General features: G+C 35.6%; 13 protein-coding genes and 2 other annotated features. All 13 genes read right to left on the minus strand.

Features of this window, described 5'->3' with window-relative positions:
- Positions 1–83 precede the first annotated feature (83 nt).
- Entirely contained in the window at positions 84–1,370 is a 1,287-nt protein-coding gene (locus HCJ45_RS02185) for a bifunctional folylpolyglutamate synthase/dihydrofolate synthase (RefSeq protein WP_187123891.1), read from the minus strand.
- A gap of 63 nt (positions 1,371–1,433) precedes the next feature.
- On the minus strand, positions 1,434–4,082 hold the full coding sequence (locus HCJ45_RS02190) for a valine--tRNA ligase (RefSeq protein ID WP_187123892.1): 2,649 nt from the start codon (positions 4,080–4,082) through the stop codon (positions 1,434–1,436).
- Between the two features lie 48 nt (positions 4,083–4,130).
- Positions 4,131–4,355: a binding site (T-box leader), on the minus strand.
- 43 nt (positions 4,356–4,398) lie between these two features.
- A complete protein-coding gene (gene hemL, locus HCJ45_RS02195; RefSeq protein ID WP_187123893.1) occupies positions 4,399–5,691 on the minus strand; it encodes a glutamate-1-semialdehyde 2,1-aminomutase in 1,293 nt (430 codons plus the stop codon).
- A gap of 12 nt (positions 5,692–5,703) precedes the next feature.
- Positions 5,704–6,678 carry a porphobilinogen synthase gene (hemB, locus tag HCJ45_RS02200; protein ID WP_187123894.1) on the minus strand — a complete coding sequence of 325 codons (975 nt, stop codon included), beginning with the start codon at positions 6,676–6,678 and terminating at the stop codon, positions 5,704–5,706.
- Positions 6,675–7,397 carry a uroporphyrinogen-III synthase gene (locus HCJ45_RS02205; RefSeq protein WP_187123895.1) on the minus strand — a complete coding sequence of 241 codons (723 nt, stop codon included), beginning with the start codon at positions 7,395–7,397 and terminating at the stop codon, positions 6,675–6,677. The genes hemB and HCJ45_RS02205 overlap by 4 nt, the downstream gene beginning before the upstream one ends.
- Complete coding sequence (gene hemC / locus HCJ45_RS02210) at positions 7,394–8,323, minus strand: hydroxymethylbilane synthase (protein ID WP_187123896.1); 930 nt, start codon at positions 8,321–8,323, stop codon at positions 7,394–7,396. Before hemC ends, HCJ45_RS02205 begins: the two co-directional genes overlap by 4 nt.
- Positions 8,320–9,630: a glutamyl-tRNA reductase gene (gene hemA / locus HCJ45_RS02215; RefSeq protein WP_187123897.1), complete on the minus strand. Its 1,311-nt coding sequence runs from the start codon at positions 9,628–9,630 to the stop codon at positions 8,320–8,322. Before hemA ends, hemC begins: the two co-directional genes overlap by 4 nt.
- 127 nt (positions 9,631–9,757) lie before the next feature.
- Positions 9,758–10,342 carry a ribosome biogenesis GTP-binding protein YihA/YsxC gene (gene yihA / locus HCJ45_RS02220; protein WP_003719852.1) on the minus strand — a complete coding sequence of 195 codons (585 nt, stop codon included), beginning with the start codon at positions 10,340–10,342 and terminating at the stop codon, positions 9,758–9,760.
- 105 nt (positions 10,343–10,447) lie between these two features.
- Positions 10,448–12,370, minus strand: a complete 1,923-nt coding sequence (gene thrS / locus HCJ45_RS02225) for a threonine--tRNA ligase (protein WP_187123898.1) — start codon at positions 12,368–12,370, stop codon at positions 10,448–10,450.
- Between the two features lie 68 nt (positions 12,371–12,438).
- Positions 12,439–12,669: a binding site (T-box leader), on the minus strand.
- A gap of 51 nt (positions 12,670–12,720) precedes the next feature.
- The gene (dnaI, locus tag HCJ45_RS02230; RefSeq protein ID WP_185347393.1) at positions 12,721–13,644 is read right to left on the minus strand and encodes a primosomal protein DnaI; all 924 of its coding nucleotides are present in this window, start codon (positions 13,642–13,644) and stop codon (positions 12,721–12,723) included.
- A gap of 9 nt (positions 13,645–13,653) precedes the next feature.
- A complete protein-coding gene (locus HCJ45_RS02235; RefSeq protein ID WP_187123899.1) occupies positions 13,654–15,030 on the minus strand; it encodes a replication initiation and membrane attachment family protein in 1,377 nt (458 codons plus the stop codon).
- Between the two features lie 7 nt (positions 15,031–15,037).
- Positions 15,038–15,502, minus strand: coding sequence for a transcriptional regulator NrdR (gene nrdR, locus HCJ45_RS02240; protein WP_003719855.1), 465 nt, complete (start codon positions 15,500–15,502; stop codon positions 15,038–15,040).
- A gap of 78 nt (positions 15,503–15,580) precedes the next feature.
- Positions 15,581–16,183 carry a dephospho-CoA kinase gene (gene coaE, locus HCJ45_RS02245; protein ID WP_185347389.1) on the minus strand — a complete coding sequence of 201 codons (603 nt, stop codon included), beginning with the start codon at positions 16,181–16,183 and terminating at the stop codon, positions 15,581–15,583.

Genomic DNA, 16,183 nt, shown 5'->3' on the forward strand with positions numbered 1-16,183 from the left:
GTTTTGAATCTATGAAAATACTTTTTTAGCTATTTGCACATTTTATTTTTCCAAAGTATACTCGTTTTATTCTAAAGCACATCTTATAGATTATTTAGTAAATATTTTCGTACTTCCGCTATAAAATAAAGCGACCCAGTAATAAAAAATTTAGTATCAGTGTTGGAATTAATTATTGATGTTAACTCCTGTTGCCAGTTGCTATTCACAGAAACATTCTCTTCTTTTCCAATCTGCGTAACTTGTTCTTTTGTCATTGCTCTAGGATAAGAAAAAGTTGTTAACAATATCTCGCAATCAGGTATGTTTTTTAAAGAATGGATCATTTCTTGATAATTTTTGTCTGCCAATATACTAACAATTACTTTCTTATGCCCAGAAAAATTTTTTATGGACCGAATAAGTGTCATCATACCTTCTGGATTGTGCGCTCCATCAAGCATAACGAATGGTTCGAATGAAATTTGCTCCATCCTCCCTGGCCAAAAAGCATTTCTTAAACCACGTTTCACTGCTTTTTCATCAATAGAAAACTCTGCAAATGTATTTAAATATTGAATTACTTTGACTGCTAATGCAGCATTATCAAATTGATGAAGTCCTTGAAGACCTATAGTAAGATTCTCCATTTTATCACCATGCAATGTTTTATATACAGCTGTTCCTTCTTTTTGTTTCATAAAGAAATCTTTATTTAATTGTGCTACGCTAGCTTTATTTTTCAAAGCAATTTCTTCTATTGTTTTTTGAGCTTCAAACTGACTAGCTCCAGATACAACTGGAATACCTGGTTTTATTATACCTGCTTTTTCACTAGCAATTTGACCTATACTATCACCAAGAAATTCCATATGATCCATTCCAATAGTTGTAATTACAGAAACTAATGGATTCAGAATGTTAGTTGAGTCTAATCTACCACCAAGGCCAACTTCAATGATTCCAATATCAATCTTTTCATACTCTGCAAAACATAAAAACATCATGGATGTAATTATCTCAAATTCTGAAGGGGGACCATAAGTTGTTTTTTCTAATTCTTCAGCGATTGGTTTAATTCTATTTGCTAAATCTACAATCATGTCATCACTAATTGGAACACCATTTATACTAATTCTTTCATTAAAAACTTCTATATAAGGTGATGTAAATGTTCCTGTTTTATATCCCGCTTCTTCTAAACAATTTCTAATGAAAGTCAGTGTTGAACCTTTTCCATTTGTACCTGCTATATGTATCCATTTGTTGGCTTTTTCAGGATGGTTTAATTTTTCCATTATATAATCCATTCGTGAAAGACCCGGTTTAATGCCTAAACGAAGCGTACCATGAATCCATTCTAATGCTTCTTCATATGTCTTTAATATCATTTTAGTTAACCACCTTAAAAAAAGACCTTACCATACGGTTTTATGATAAGGTCCCTTCAATTATTATACTTCTTTTAGAGTTTCAATTCGTTCAAGTACAGATGCTTTTTTCTCAAGATAGTCTTTTTCCTTCATACGTTCTTCAGCAACTACGCTTTCAGGAGCTTTACTAATAAATCGCTCATTATTAAGTTTTCCTTGTACTCGTTTCACTTCTTTGTCCCATTTTTCCAGTTCTTTTTGAAGTCGAGCAATTTCTACTTCTAGATCAATTAATGCCTCAAGCGGAATAAATATTTCTGCTCCTGAAACGACTGCTGTCATCGCAGTTTTCGAAGGTGTAATATCAAACGAAATCGTCACTTGTTCTGGATTACAAAAACGTTCAATATATGAAATATTTTGTTCAAGAATTTCTTTATACATGTCGTTTTTAGGTTTCATTTCTAACACAATTTTCTTACTAAGTGGTGTATTCACTTCTGCACGAATATTTCGCACTGCACGAATCACTTCAACAAGCATTTGCATAGATGTAGACGCTTTTGAATCTATCTGACTCTCATTTACTTTTGGCCATGCAGAAATAGTGATGGACTCCCCTTCATGTGGTAAGTTTTGCCAGATTTCTTCCGTTACAAATGGCATGAATGGGTGTAATAGTTGCATTGTTACATTTAAAGAATAGGCTAGCACAGAACGAGTGGTTTGTTTAGCAACTTCATCTTCACCGTATAAAGAAATTTTAGCAATTTCGATATACCAATCACAAAAGTCATCCCAAATGAAGTTATACAATGTTCTACCTACTTCACCAAATTCATATTTTTCACCTAAAGCAGTAACAGACTGGATAGTTTCATTAAGTCTTGTCAAAATCCATTTGTCACTAACCTCTGTAACGTTAGTTAAATCAATCTCGCTATATTTCATATCATTTAGGTTCATTAATACAAAACGAGATGCATTCCAAATTTTGTTAATGAAGTTCCAAGTGGATTCTACCTTTTCAAAACTGAATTTCAAATCTTGCCCTGGAGAAGAACCTGTTGCAAGTGTATATCTTAGTGAATCTGCACCATATTTATCAATAACTTCAATTGGATCTACTCCGTTGCCAAGTGATTTAGACATTTTCCGTCCTTCTGAATCACGTACTAGCCCATGGATTAATGTATCTTGGAATGGTCTCTCTCCGGTGAATTCAACTGATTGGAAAATCATTCTAGAAACCCAGAAAAAGATGATATCATAACCTGTTACTAATGTATTTGTTGGGAAAAAGTGTTTATAATCTGGATTTTCTGTATCAGGCCAGCCCATAGTAGAAAATGGCCATAACGCTGAGCTAAACCAAGTATCTAACACATCTTCATCTTGTTCCCATTCTGAAATATTTTCTGGTGCTTTTTCACCAACATATATTTCACCTGTTTCTTTATGATACCACGCTGGAATTCTATGTCCCCACCACAATTGACGTGAAATGCACCAATCATGAATGTTATCCATCCAAGTTTCATAGGTTTTTTCAAATCTTGCAGGCACAAAATTCACCTTATCTTCTGTTTTTTGGAGTGCAAGAGCTTCAGAAGCAAGTGGCTCCATTTTAACAAACCATTGTAAGGATAAATAAGGTTCTACAACTGCACCTGTTCTTTCAGAATGACCAACAGAATGAAGATGAGGCTCTTGCTTAATGAACAATCCTAAATCTTTAAAATCTTGGATAATTGCTTTTCGAGCTACAAATCTGTCTAATCCATCATATTTCCCAGCATTTTCGTTCATTGTTCCATCTTCATGCATTACTATGATACGTGGCAAATCGTGTCGGTTTCCAACTTCAAAATCATTTGGATCATGAGCGGGTGTAATTTTAACAGCACCAGAACCAAATTCTCTTTCAACATATTCATCAGCTACTATTGGAATTTCTCTATTCATAACAGGTAGCATGATTGTTTTACCAATTAAATGTTGGTATCTCTCATCTCTTGGATGTACAGCAACTGCAGTATCACCAGGAATAGTTTCTGGTCGTGTTGTAGCAACTTCTAAATAACCTGAACCATCTGTAAGTGGATATTTCAAATGATAAAAACTTCCTTCAATATCTTTATGAATAACTTCGATGTCAGAAAGTGCAGTTTTTGCTTCTGGATCCCAATTTATAATATATTGTCCACGGTAAATAAGACCTTTATTATATAATTTCACAAATACTTTTTTTACTGCTTCGGATAAACCGTCATCTAATGTAAATCGTTCTCTTGAATAATCTAAGCCAAGGCCAAGTTTTTCCCATTGTTCTCGGATGAAAGCAGCATATTCTTCTTTCCACTCCCAAGTTTTATCGATAAAATTTTCGCGGCCTAAATCATAGCGAGAAATATTTTCTTCCTTTAATTTTGCTTCAACTTTTGCTTGAGTAGCGATACCTGCATGGTCCATTCCGGGTAGATATAAAGTATCGAAGCCTTGCATTCGTTTCATTCGTGTAATAATATCTTGAAGTGTTGTGTCCCAAGCATGCCCTAAGTGGAGTTTTCCTGTTACATTGGGTGGTGGAATAACAACACTATATGGTTTCTTTTCAGTATTTCCTTCTGCTTTAAAAAATTCTTTTTCAATCCACCATTTATATTTACCAGCTTCTACATTACTTGGCTCATATTTAGTTGGCATATTTATTTCATTTTGTTCTGTCATAACGATTCCTCCCTATTTAAGCAAAATAAAAAACTCCCTTCATCCTAATAAAAGGACGAAAAGAGTATTATTCGCGGTACCACCTTTTTACCTACAGAAAAATGTAGGCACTTCATTGTGTTAACGATAGAGATTATCTACCGGTTGTTCCCTACTACTCTTTCAGGAAAACTGCTCCAAGGCTACCTTCAGATACTATTTTTGAAAGCTCACACCAACCGCTTTCTCTCTTTGAAAAATAAATACCTTACTCTTCCTCTTCATCGCATTTAGTTTTATTTACTAAAAATAATTTTAACAAATCTTCCTAGTTTCGTCAATTAGCGCGGAGTTTCTTACAAGTATAATCAAAAGCTTCTAATGTTAAATCAATTTCTTTTTTAGTATGCATTGTAGAAATAAATACACCTTCGAATTGAGACGGAGGCAAAAAGATTCCTTGTCCAAGCATTTCGCGATAATAATTTCTGAAAAATTCTAAATCGCTTGTTTTAGCTGTATCAAAATTAGTAACTTTTTGGTCTGTAAAGAAAAATCCAAACATCGAACCTGCTTTATTAATTGCTAATGGAATCTCTCTTCTTGAAGAAATTTCTTTTAAACCATCTTCCATCCGTTTAATTAATTCACGGAAGTAATCATAATGTTGCGGTGTCAATTGTCTCACCGTTTCGAATCCCGCGTTCATTGCTAATGGATTTCCGGATAATGTCCCCGCTTGGTAAATAGAACCGGCTGGAGCAATTTGTTCCATAATTTCTTTTTTACCACCGTATGCTCCAACAGGAAGACCTCCACCAATTACTTTTCCTAAACAAGTAATATCCGGTGTGACAACATAATATCCTTGTGCAGAATAGTAGTCTACTCGAAATCCTGTCATTACTTCATCAAAAATAAGTAGTGAACCATATTTTGTAGTTAGTTCTCGTAATCCTTCTAAAAAACCTTCCACAGGAGGAACGACTCCCATATTACCAGCAACAGGTTCTACAATGACAGCTGCAATTTCTTCGCCAAATTTTTCAAAGGCTAATCTTGCACCTTCTATATCATTATATGGAACAGTAATAGTGTCTGAAGCAAGTCCTTTGGTTACGCCTGGAGAATCTGGTAATCCAAGAGTTGCAACACCTGAACCGGCTTTAATTAATAAAGAATCTCCATGTCCATGATAACTACCTTCAAATTTTAAAATTTTGTCTCTTTTAGTATAACCACGAGCTAATCGAATAGCGCTCATGGTTGCTTCTGTACCAGATGAGACCATTCGAACAATTTCAATTGACGGCACACGTTCAATAACTAGTTTAGCAAGCTCTGTTTCTATTTCAGTTGGTGTCCCAAAGCTAGTTCCTTTCATCGCAGCTGATGTAATTGCACTAACAACAGCAGGGTTTGCATGGCCTAGAATTAGTGGACCCCAAGATAAAACATAATCAATATAATCATTTCCATCAATATCTGAAATATAAGCACCTTTTCCATGATCCATAAAAATTGGTGAAGCATCAACTGAATGGAATGCACGAACTGGGCTATTTACTCCTCCTGGTAAAACTTTTTTTGCTTCCTTAAAAGCTTTTTCGGATTTTGAATAATTTCGCAAATTAGTGGCCTCCTATTTATTTAAGTATTTGGATACATCTTTAGCAAAATAAGTAATGATAAGCGATGCCCCAGCACGTTTCATACTTGTTAACATTTCTAAAACAATTCTTTCTTCATCTATCCAACCATTTTGCGCAGCAGCTTTTACCATAGCATACTCGCCACTTACATTATAGGCAACAATGGGTAAATGGGTATTGTTTTTAACATCTCGCATAATATCCAAATAAGATAAAGATGGTTTTACAATTAAAAAGTCAGCACCTTCCTGTTCATCAGAAACTGCTTCACGAATTGCCTCTTCTCTGTTAGCTGGATCCATTTGATAAGATTTTCTATCACCAAATTGTGGTGCGCTCCCAGCTGCATCACGAAACGGCCCATAAAAGGCAGAGGCATATTTAACAGCATAGGACATGATTGGAATATCTTGAAAACCTGCTTCATCAAGTCCTTCCCGAATAACTTGTACAAAACCATCCATCATATTAGAAGGAGCAATAATATCTGCTCCTGCGGCAGCCTGACTTATGGCCGTTTTTTGTAACAATACAAGTGATTCATCGTTTAAAATTTCCCCTTCTTGAATTACTCCACAATGTCCATGATCTGTGAATTCACATAAACAAGTATCCGCAATTACAAGCATCTCTGGAAAGTTCGTTTTGATTAAGCGTGTCGCTTCTTGGATGATGCCATGATCATGATAAGCTTGCGAACCAACTGCATCTTTTTCAGCTGGAATACCAAATAAAATAACGGCTTTAATTCCCATATCTTGAACAGCCTGAATTTCTGCTTCTAGTTCGTGTAATGGAAATTGAAAAACTCCGGGCATTGATACAACTTCTGTTTTTGGCTCTTTCCCATCTTTTACGAAAATAGGATAAATCAAATCATCAGTATGTAAGATTGTTTCTCTAACTAGGTCTCGCATCGCACTTGTTTTTCTTAAACGGCGATGTCTATCAAATTGATTGTTCATTTGTACTCCTCCTGTATTATCAAATCAACTAAGTGTTTCATAGTGAAATTTTCGGCTTGATAAGTCACTTTCCATCCATCCGCAACAATTGCTTTTGTGGTTATATTTCCGATGGAAGCAATTCGCCAGTTTTCTTTTTGGTTTGGAAACTTTTTCGCAACAGCATAAAAATTCTTCCAGGCAGACGGGCTAGCGAAAATGATAATTTGTTTTTCATTTCCCCTCAAAAGAGTTATTAGAGCTGATTCAGATTTAGCTGGTGCAGTAGTTTCATAAAGTTCGACTGGAAATACACTGTGCCCTTTTGTAATGAGCGTATCTTCCATTATAGTTCTACTTAAATTACTTTTAGGAAGCAAAATACTCGTTTTTTCTGGATATTGATTTAACCATTCAGAAAGAAAAACCTCTGTTTGATATTGTGTAGGAATAAAATTTGGTGAAATACCGTATTCTGCTAACTTCTCTTTTGTTTTTTCCCCTATCACTGCATATTTATAAGTATAATTTAGAGGTTGCTGCTCAAAAAAATATTCAACCGCATTTACGCTTGTAAAAAATAACCATTCTGCATCTAGTTGTTTAGATGTGAATACTACTTTTTTCGGTCTTGTTTCAATCAAAGGAATTTGATATACTTCAAAGCCATTTTGAATAAAATATTCCTGCCATTGTTTATTTTTAGTTTCTTCTCTTGTTAAAACAATTTTTTTAATCATGAATTTCTCAACTCTTTGATAATCGTTGCCGCACCTTCACTTAGTAGCACTTTCGCCACCTGATTACCAACTGTTACTGGATTTTCGCCTGATTGTTCAGATGAAAGAATCCTAGAACCATCAACGTTACCAACCAAACCTTTAAAATGGACTACATCACCTTTATTTGTTGCAAAACCAGCAATCGGAATCTCACAACCACCATTTAATTCTTTTAAGAAAACACGTTCAGCCTCCACACAAATACCTGTTTCTTCATGGTGAATTGATGCTAGCATGTCACAAATTTGTTGGTCATTTCTTCGGCATTCAATTGCAAGTGCTCCTTGACCAACTGCCGGTAAACAAATGTCTGGAGAGATATCTTCTAATTTTAATGTAGTATTTTCTAGCCAGCCCATCCGTGCTAATCCAGCTTTTGCTAAAATAATTGCATCAAAATTTTCATCGTGTAATTTTTGGAGTCGTGTATCAATGTTGCCACGAATTGGTTTTATAACAAAATCCGGACGATGCCTAAGTATTTGTGCTGCACGTCTTAAGCTACTTGTACCAATAACGGCGCCAGTTGGTAAGTCTTTCCATGTTTCTACGCGATTAAAAACAAAACAATCAAGTGGAGATTCACGTTTTGGTATTGCACCTATAGTAAGACCTTCTTTTAAGCTAGAGGGCACATCTTTCATACTATGGACAGCAAAATCAATTGCTCCATCACTCAATGCTTGTTCAACTTCGGATACAAATAATCCTTTTCCACCGACTTTGCTAAGCGTCACATCTAAAATGCGGTCTCCTTTTGTTACGATTTCTTTTATTTCAAAATCAAACTCTGGATAGTTTTCTTTTAGTTTCGTTATGACCCAACCTGATTGCGTCAATGCTAATTTGCTACGTCTGGAACCAACAATTATTTTACGTTTCATGCCTTACTCCTCGTTTCAGCTTGTTCTTTTTCTAGTGTTTTTGTTTCACCTGTTAAGCCAAAGATACGCTTGAAGTGATCAATGCTTGCGTCGGCGTCGGCTTCTACAGACATTTCTTTTAACTCTGAGATTGGTTGTTTTAACATTTGATTAATAATACTTTTCATATGTTTACCAATTTGTACGTATTCTCTTTCTGTTAAACCTGGTAGCTTATTTTCGAGACTGGCCATTGTCACTTCTTGCATATCTAACGCCTTTTCTCTTAGTTCGCGGATTACAGGAACTACTCCAAGTTGTTTTTCCCATTCAAAAAAGGTTTGTACCTCTGCATGAATGGTTTCTTCTAGTTCTGATACAATTCTTTGACGTTTGGTGGAATTGGCAGTAACCACCCCTGCTAAGTCATCAATATCATACAAATGAAAATTGGGAATAGCTGAACAATCATGTTCAACATTTCTAGGTAGACCAATATCAATAACGAGCATTGAACCAGTTTTTCGTTCCATTAGCAATTGCATGTCCATACGTTTAATGATTGGTTCTTGAGCACTTGTTGATACAAGGACGATATCTGCTAAAAGTAAATGTTTGTTCAGCTCTTCGTATCTTCCTACTTTTGCTTGAAATTGATTAGCGAGAGTTTCTCCTTTTGTTTTTGTTCGATTAATTACTGTAATGTCTTGAATACCACTTCCTGCAAGGTTTTGAAGTGCTAATTCGCTCATTTCTCCGGCACCTATAAGGACGATTTTTTTATTTTCTAAAGTACCATATAGTTTTTTTGCAACTTCCACAGCCGCATAGCTGACAGAAACTGCATTTTCATTAATTTTAGTAAAATGATGTACTTTTTTAGCAAAAGTTACGACTTCACGGAAAAGTTTATTTAAAAGGGTTCCTGTTGTTTGCGTATTTTTTGCAACTTCAAAGGCATGTTTTACTTGACCGAGAATTTGTGTTTCTCCTAAAACAAGTGAATCAAGTCCTGCTGTTACGTTATATAAGTGATTTACAGCAACGTTTTCTTCATAAAAAAATAAATATGGCTCGAGTTTTTCCATATCCATTTGAAACCAGTTTGCCATAAAGCGTTTTAAATAATATCTACCTGTATGTAATTGATCCACAACCGCCACAATTTCTGTTCGATTGCACGTCGAAATAATAACATTTTCAAGAATGCTTTTTTCCTGTAGCAATGTTACTAGCGCCATTTCTTCTTCAGTTTCTTTAAAAACTAATTTTTCGCGGATGTCGATTGGTGCTGTATGATGATTCAGCCCCATGGTGAGAATAAACATTCGATAATCCTCCTAAAATTAAATTGAACTCTTAACTATTCTACCACTTTTCTATTTGTACACCAAATAGTCCGTTTGTGCATTTGAATGGAAAAAAGAGCTGGATTTTTTATTCCAACTCTTCCTATTATTCCATTCCTTCTTTGATATACTGCCATGCTTCGTCCTTTCCCATTTTTGTTTCTGAGGAAAATAGCACAAATTTGTCATCCGGATCAAAATCAAGTGTTTCACGAACAATTTTGGCATTTTTGTGCCATTTGCTACGTGGAATTTTGTCAGCTTTGGTAGCTACGACAATTACTGGAATTTCATAATACTTTAGAAATTCATACATCATTCGATCATCTTCTGTTGGCTTGTGTCGTAAATCAACAATTTGAATAACGCCACGCAACTGCTCCCGAGATGTAATATACGTTTCAATCATGACGCCCCATTTTTCACGCTCGGTTTTTGAAACTTTTGCAAAACCGTAGCCAGGTACATCTACAAAGAAAAGCGCTTCTTCAATTTTATAAAAATTTAGCGTTTGTGTTTTGCCGGGTTTTTGTGAAATTCTTGCCATACTTTTACGGCGAATCATCGTATTAATAAATGATGATTTTCCGACATTAGATCTACCTGCAAGGGCATATTCCGGGATGTCTGTTTCTGGGTATTGCTCTGGTCGAACGGCACTTATAATTAATTCTACATTATTTACATCCATTATTTTCCATCCTGTTCTATTCATTATCTTTTACTAGTATAACGGAAAAAGAGGAAAAAAGCACCAAGTAAAAATACTGCCCCATTTCGGAACAGTATTTTAACATTAATATTTACTTACTTCTGCTATTACTTGGGCAATGAAAGTATCTAATTCTATTGTTTCTGATTCTTTTGAACCGTACCTACGAACATTTACAGTACCAGATTCTGCTTCTTGATCACCAAGTACTAATGCATAAGGGATTTTCTTTGTCTGTGCTTCGCGGATTTTGTAGCCTAATTTTTCATTACGGTCATCTATTTCCGCACGAAGTCCTGCACGTTGTAATTTATCTTGTACTCCTTTTGCATATTCTAAATGAGCATCAGCATTAACTGGGATAAGTTCCATTTGAACAGGAGCGAGCCATGTTGGGAAAGCGCCTTTATATTCTTCAATTAAATAAGCAACAAACCGTTCCATAGTAGATACGACACCACGATGAATGACAACTGGACGATGTTTTTCGCCATCTTCACCAATGTAAGTTAAGTCAAAACGCTCTGGAAGTAAGAAGTCTAGTTGAACTGTCGAAAGTGTTTCTTCTTTTCCAATGGCAGTTTTTACTTGAACATCTAGTTTAGGACCATAAAAAGCTGCTTCTCCATCTGCTTCAAAGTAATCCATTTCCATTTCGTCCATAGCTGATTTAAGCATTGTTTGCGCCTTTTCCCACATAGCGTCATCATCAAAATATTTTTCTGTATTTTTAGGATCACGATAGCTTAAACGGAAGGAATAATCTGTAATGTCAAAGTCTTTATACACTTCAAGAATTAACTCAACAACTCGTTTAAATTCATCTTTAATTTGATCTGGACGAACAAACACATGTGCATCATTGAGTGTCATACCACGAACACGCTGAAGTCCTGATAAAGCGCCACTCATTTCGTAGCGGTGCATCATCCCAAGTTCAGCAATACGGATAGGCAACTCACGATAACTATGAATATCATTTTTATAAATCATCATGTGATGCGGGCAATTCATTGGACGTAAAACAAGTTCTTCATTATCCATTTTCATAGTTGGGAACATATCTTCATGATAATGATCCCAGTGTCCGCTAGTTTTGTATAGTTCGACATTGGCCATAATTGGAGTATAAACATGATTGTAACCAAGACGTTCTTCTTTATCCACAATATATCGTTCAATAACACGACGAATAGTTGCACCTTTTGGTAACCAAAGTGGTAAACCTTGACCAACTTCAATGCTATTAGTAAATAATTCTAGCTCCTTACCCAGTTTACGATGATCACGTTCTTTGGCTTCTTTTTGCATCTGGATAAATTCTTTTAAGCCATTTTTATCAAAGAATGCTGTTCCGTAAATACGTTGTAACATTTTATTATTACTATCTCCACGCCAGTATGCCCCAGCCACGCTTAATAGTTTAAATACTTGGATTTTACCAGTGGAAGGAACATGAACCCCACGACAAAGGTCAAAAAACTCTCCTTGTGTATAAATAGTCACTGTTTCATCTTCCGGTATTGCTTCAATAAGTTCTAATTTATATTCATCACCAATTGCTTTAAAACGTTTGATTGCTTCTTCACGAGAAACCACTTCACGTTCAATTGGCACATTTTCTCGAACAATTTTTTGCATTTCTTTTTCAATTTCTGCTAAAGATTCATCGCTTATCACTGCTTCTGTATCAATATCATAGTAAAAACCAGTATCAATTGCTGGGCCTACACCAAATTTCACATCTGGATAAAGTCGTTTAAGCGCCTGTGCCATTAAATGAGCTGTACTATGGCGCAATATACCAAGCGCATCCTCGTGATCTGGTGTTACGATTTCAATTGCTCCATCTTCGTGAATTGGAGTTACTAAATCAAGTAATTCTCCGTTTAATTTACCTGCGAGTGCTTTCTTTTTTAACCCTGGACTAATGGAAGCGGCAATATCGGCTGTAGATACGCCAGGCTCAAATTCTTTTACTGCACCATCTGGAAATGTGATTTTCATAATAATCTCTCCTTTTCTTTTTAAAATATGGTTAGGAGGGCAAAATAAAAAACCCATCCCTCCTGTTGTCAAGGGACGAGTTTATGCTCGTGGTTCCACCCAAGATTCAGAAATAACCAGCAATAGCTATTTCACTCTTGTCGCTTATAACGGAGCGATCCGTCTATTATTACTAGTAAAAAACGTTCCTAATAGAAGTTCCAAGGTGGTCCAAATTTAAGTTCGAATAGAAGGTTTCCAGCTAGCCCTTCCTCTCTAGAATTTTCCGTTAAATTGGTTGTCCTTTTCATCACTTTGTTTTATATTACTACAAATTATAATCCTGATTACGCTAATTTGCAAGTGCTTTTTTAGAAACGGCGATTTTTTCCTTCTAGCTGTACTTCTTTGGATAAATAGCGCACACGTTCCATAATTCGACGTGCTTTAAGTTTTTCTTCGTTTCCATTTTGGGCGAACATTAAATGATTTTCTAATTGATCCATATTGTAATTGGATGAGAAAAAAGTTGGTAATTCTTCTTGCATTCGGAACTGTAAAATTGCCCCAAGAACTTCATCACGAGTCCATGCAGTCATTGATTCTGCACCAATATCATCCAGCATTAGCACTTCTGTTTCTTTAGCGAATTGAATTTTTTCACCCACTGTATTATCAGAAATTGACTGCTTCACTTCTCGCATAAATTCAGGAAGATATACTAAAGTTGTTGAAACTCCTTTAAGCGCAAGTTCTTTAGCAATTGCCCCCAATAAGTAAGATTTTCCAGTTCCAAAGCTCCCGTGAATATAAAGCGCTTTGACACGTTCTCCGTCTTTAGCAAGATAATCCTTTAAAAATTGATACGCCTCAACAAGTGCAAGTTGTCTAGATTCTTCATCCGTATAAAACTCACTTAAACTAGCATCTACTACTTGTTTTGGCATATAAAGAGAGCGAATACGTTTCTCCACAGCACGACGTTTATCTTCTTCTATTTTTTCCTTTGTTGGATAATAGCTGACAGTAATAAATTCTCCATTTAAAACCAATTTCGGCGCATAACCAGGCATTAAAGTGGCTTCTTGTTCCATAAATTTTTTGTGTTGAGTCATAAACTCATATAAATTAGATAAATTTTGATTAATCAATTGTTCGTCTATTTCTGCTTTATGGGCCTTGAAAAATTCTTGGATTGGCTGATAATGTAGTACTTGTTGCTTTAGCCCTTGATATTCTTTTTCAAAATCTCGTCCTTCAAAAAGCTGCCCTAATGTGCGTTCGATGTTATCCATGTCCTTCACCTACCTTTTATTTAGTCGTTCTTTAATTTCGCGAACTTGTTCTTCCAATGTTTGTTTTTCTTTATCTGTCATTTTGTTATCAGCTGGTGGGACGGATTCTTTATCAAACCAATCCGGTAAAATTTCTTTTCTAGTTGTTTTTTGGTAATTTCGATTGTAATTTGATTTTTTAGCTGTGGCTGGTTCTTCTTGTAGTCGTTTATATTTTTCATGCTCTTGCCAAGCTAAATCCATAGCTTCTTTAGCGGTTTTAACATTTTTTCGTTTCCAGTGTGCAGCGATTGTCATCATGTAGTTTTTGGCCAATTTCCGGTCAAGTCGAAGCATGACATATTCGATTAAGACATTCATAACTGGAACAGGTAAATTTTGTTGGTTCATTACTTCTTCAACTACACGTAAATCTGTTTCGGCTGGCACTGCCCCATCGGAAATATCGACAAGCAATTGAAATGGTGTGATACTTTCTAAATACACTTGAAGTGCTTCTTCGTCGTTTAGCACTTCCTTTTGTTCTTCTACATCCGGCATTTCTTGTTTCATTTGTAACTTTGGTGGGGTGCCATTTTCAATGGAATAACCTTCGCGAACAATTTTGCGTAAAAATACAATATCTATGTCCCCGTTAGCATCCAGCGCTCGGTACAAATAACTTGGCATGTCTTTCTCAGAAACTTGATAAATTCCGTGCAATTTCAAAATTGTTTGACGCACTTCTTTAGTTATTTTATCACGTGAAATCATACTTGGAGATAGCAAACTTATAAACAAATTGAAGTCAAAACTAGCATCATCAAATTCAATTTCTTTCGGTTCAGTTTTATCCATTAAGGTTTGGTTAGTTTTGTCGATAGTTGCTATAGTTCCACCTTTAAATGGCTCAAAAACATCTTGAAAAGATCTAGTGATTTCGCTATATGTAGTTGTTTCAATAGCTTCATCAGAGAAAAAACGACGCAACCGTTGAAACTGAGCATTACCTATTTTGCTATATAAATAAATATTTAGTAATCCGTCTGAAAAGAATTTTTCTGGAGATAAGGGCGGTAAGATTTCATAAATGTAAAAACGCGTGTCATTTTCCGTTTTTACATAACTTTTTAAAAGACCTAAGCCTTCGAGTTTTAGTCTTGCCTCAAATAGTGCCTTTAAACTAATATCGAGCATATTTAAAAGTTGGACGTGGGAATGCGCTTTCGACCAAAGTCTGTTTTCTTCTACTTCAGTAAACAGTGTTTGATATAAAGCTAAACATTCCGCCCCCATTAGCGGTTGATATAACATGGTGATTATTTTTCGGTCGGCACCGGTTAAAATACCACTTGCCTTCACTTGATAACTATCTACCGCTTGAAGTTCCATCCAAAATTCCGTCAATTTACACTCACCTATCTTTATTTTTTTCCATCAAATCTTTTAATTCTTCTACAAAAACACTAATATCTTTGAACTGACGATAAACCGAAGCAAATCGGACATAAGCAACCTCGTCCAAATTAGCCAATTTATTCATTACTTTTTCACCGATTAAATCAGAGGCAATTTCACTATCACCAATGTTTCTAAGTTCGCGCTCCACCTCATTAACAATTTCCTCGATTTGTTCTGCACTAACTGGCCGTTTTTCACATGCTCTAATTAAACCACGGCGAACTTTTTCACGAGCAAATTCTTCTCGTGCGCCATCTTTTTTTACAACTATTAAAGGACTTTCCTCTACCTTTTCAAATGTAGTAAAGCGAAATCCACATTTTTCACATTCACGTCGACGTCTGATAGAATTGCCATCATCTGCCGGTCTTGAGTCTACAACACGTGTTCCATTATATTTACAAGTAGGACATCTCACAAAAATTCACTCCTATCCCTAAAACATCTCTGTCTGTTTATTTGTATGCCTCATTATACCATGTGAAAGTAAGGGTGGCTATTTGTTCTTAATAATTTGATCAATAAAATCCGCAACTTGTTTCTCTGTTTTTTCGAGCGTTTCATCGTTATTAATTACTAGGTCCGCTTTTTTGGCTTTTTCATCAATCCCGATTTGGCTATTTATTCGTTCTAAAGCCGCCTCCTCGGTCAAATGATTTCGCCTCATTAAGCGTTTTAATTCAGTTTCAGGTGTAACCCAAACGACAACAATTTGATCAACAAGTGATTCTAAATGACTTTCAAATAAAAGTGGAATATCAAAAAATACTACTTGTTCACCGGCTGCAAAATAGCGTTTTCGCTCCGCTAACATATATTCTTTCACGCGAGGATGGGTGATTGCATTTAATTTTTCTCGTTTTTCTTTGTTTTTGAAAATAATATTTGCTAGCTTGGGCCGATTTAATGTGCCATCTTCCAGCAATATATCCGCACCAAAGTAATTAATAATTTCCTTAAGCCCTGCTGTTCCTGGCTCAACTACTTTCCTTGCCGCAATATCTGCATCTATGACAGGAATTCCAGCCTTCTGAATCATTTTGCTTACAGTAGATTTTCCTGTTGCCACGCTTCCTGTTAAACCAATCGTTTTTCCCAT

This window comes from Listeria immobilis (assembly GCF_014322845.1).
Taxonomy (GTDB): Bacteria; Bacillota; Bacilli; order Lactobacillales; family Listeriaceae; genus Listeria; species Listeria immobilis.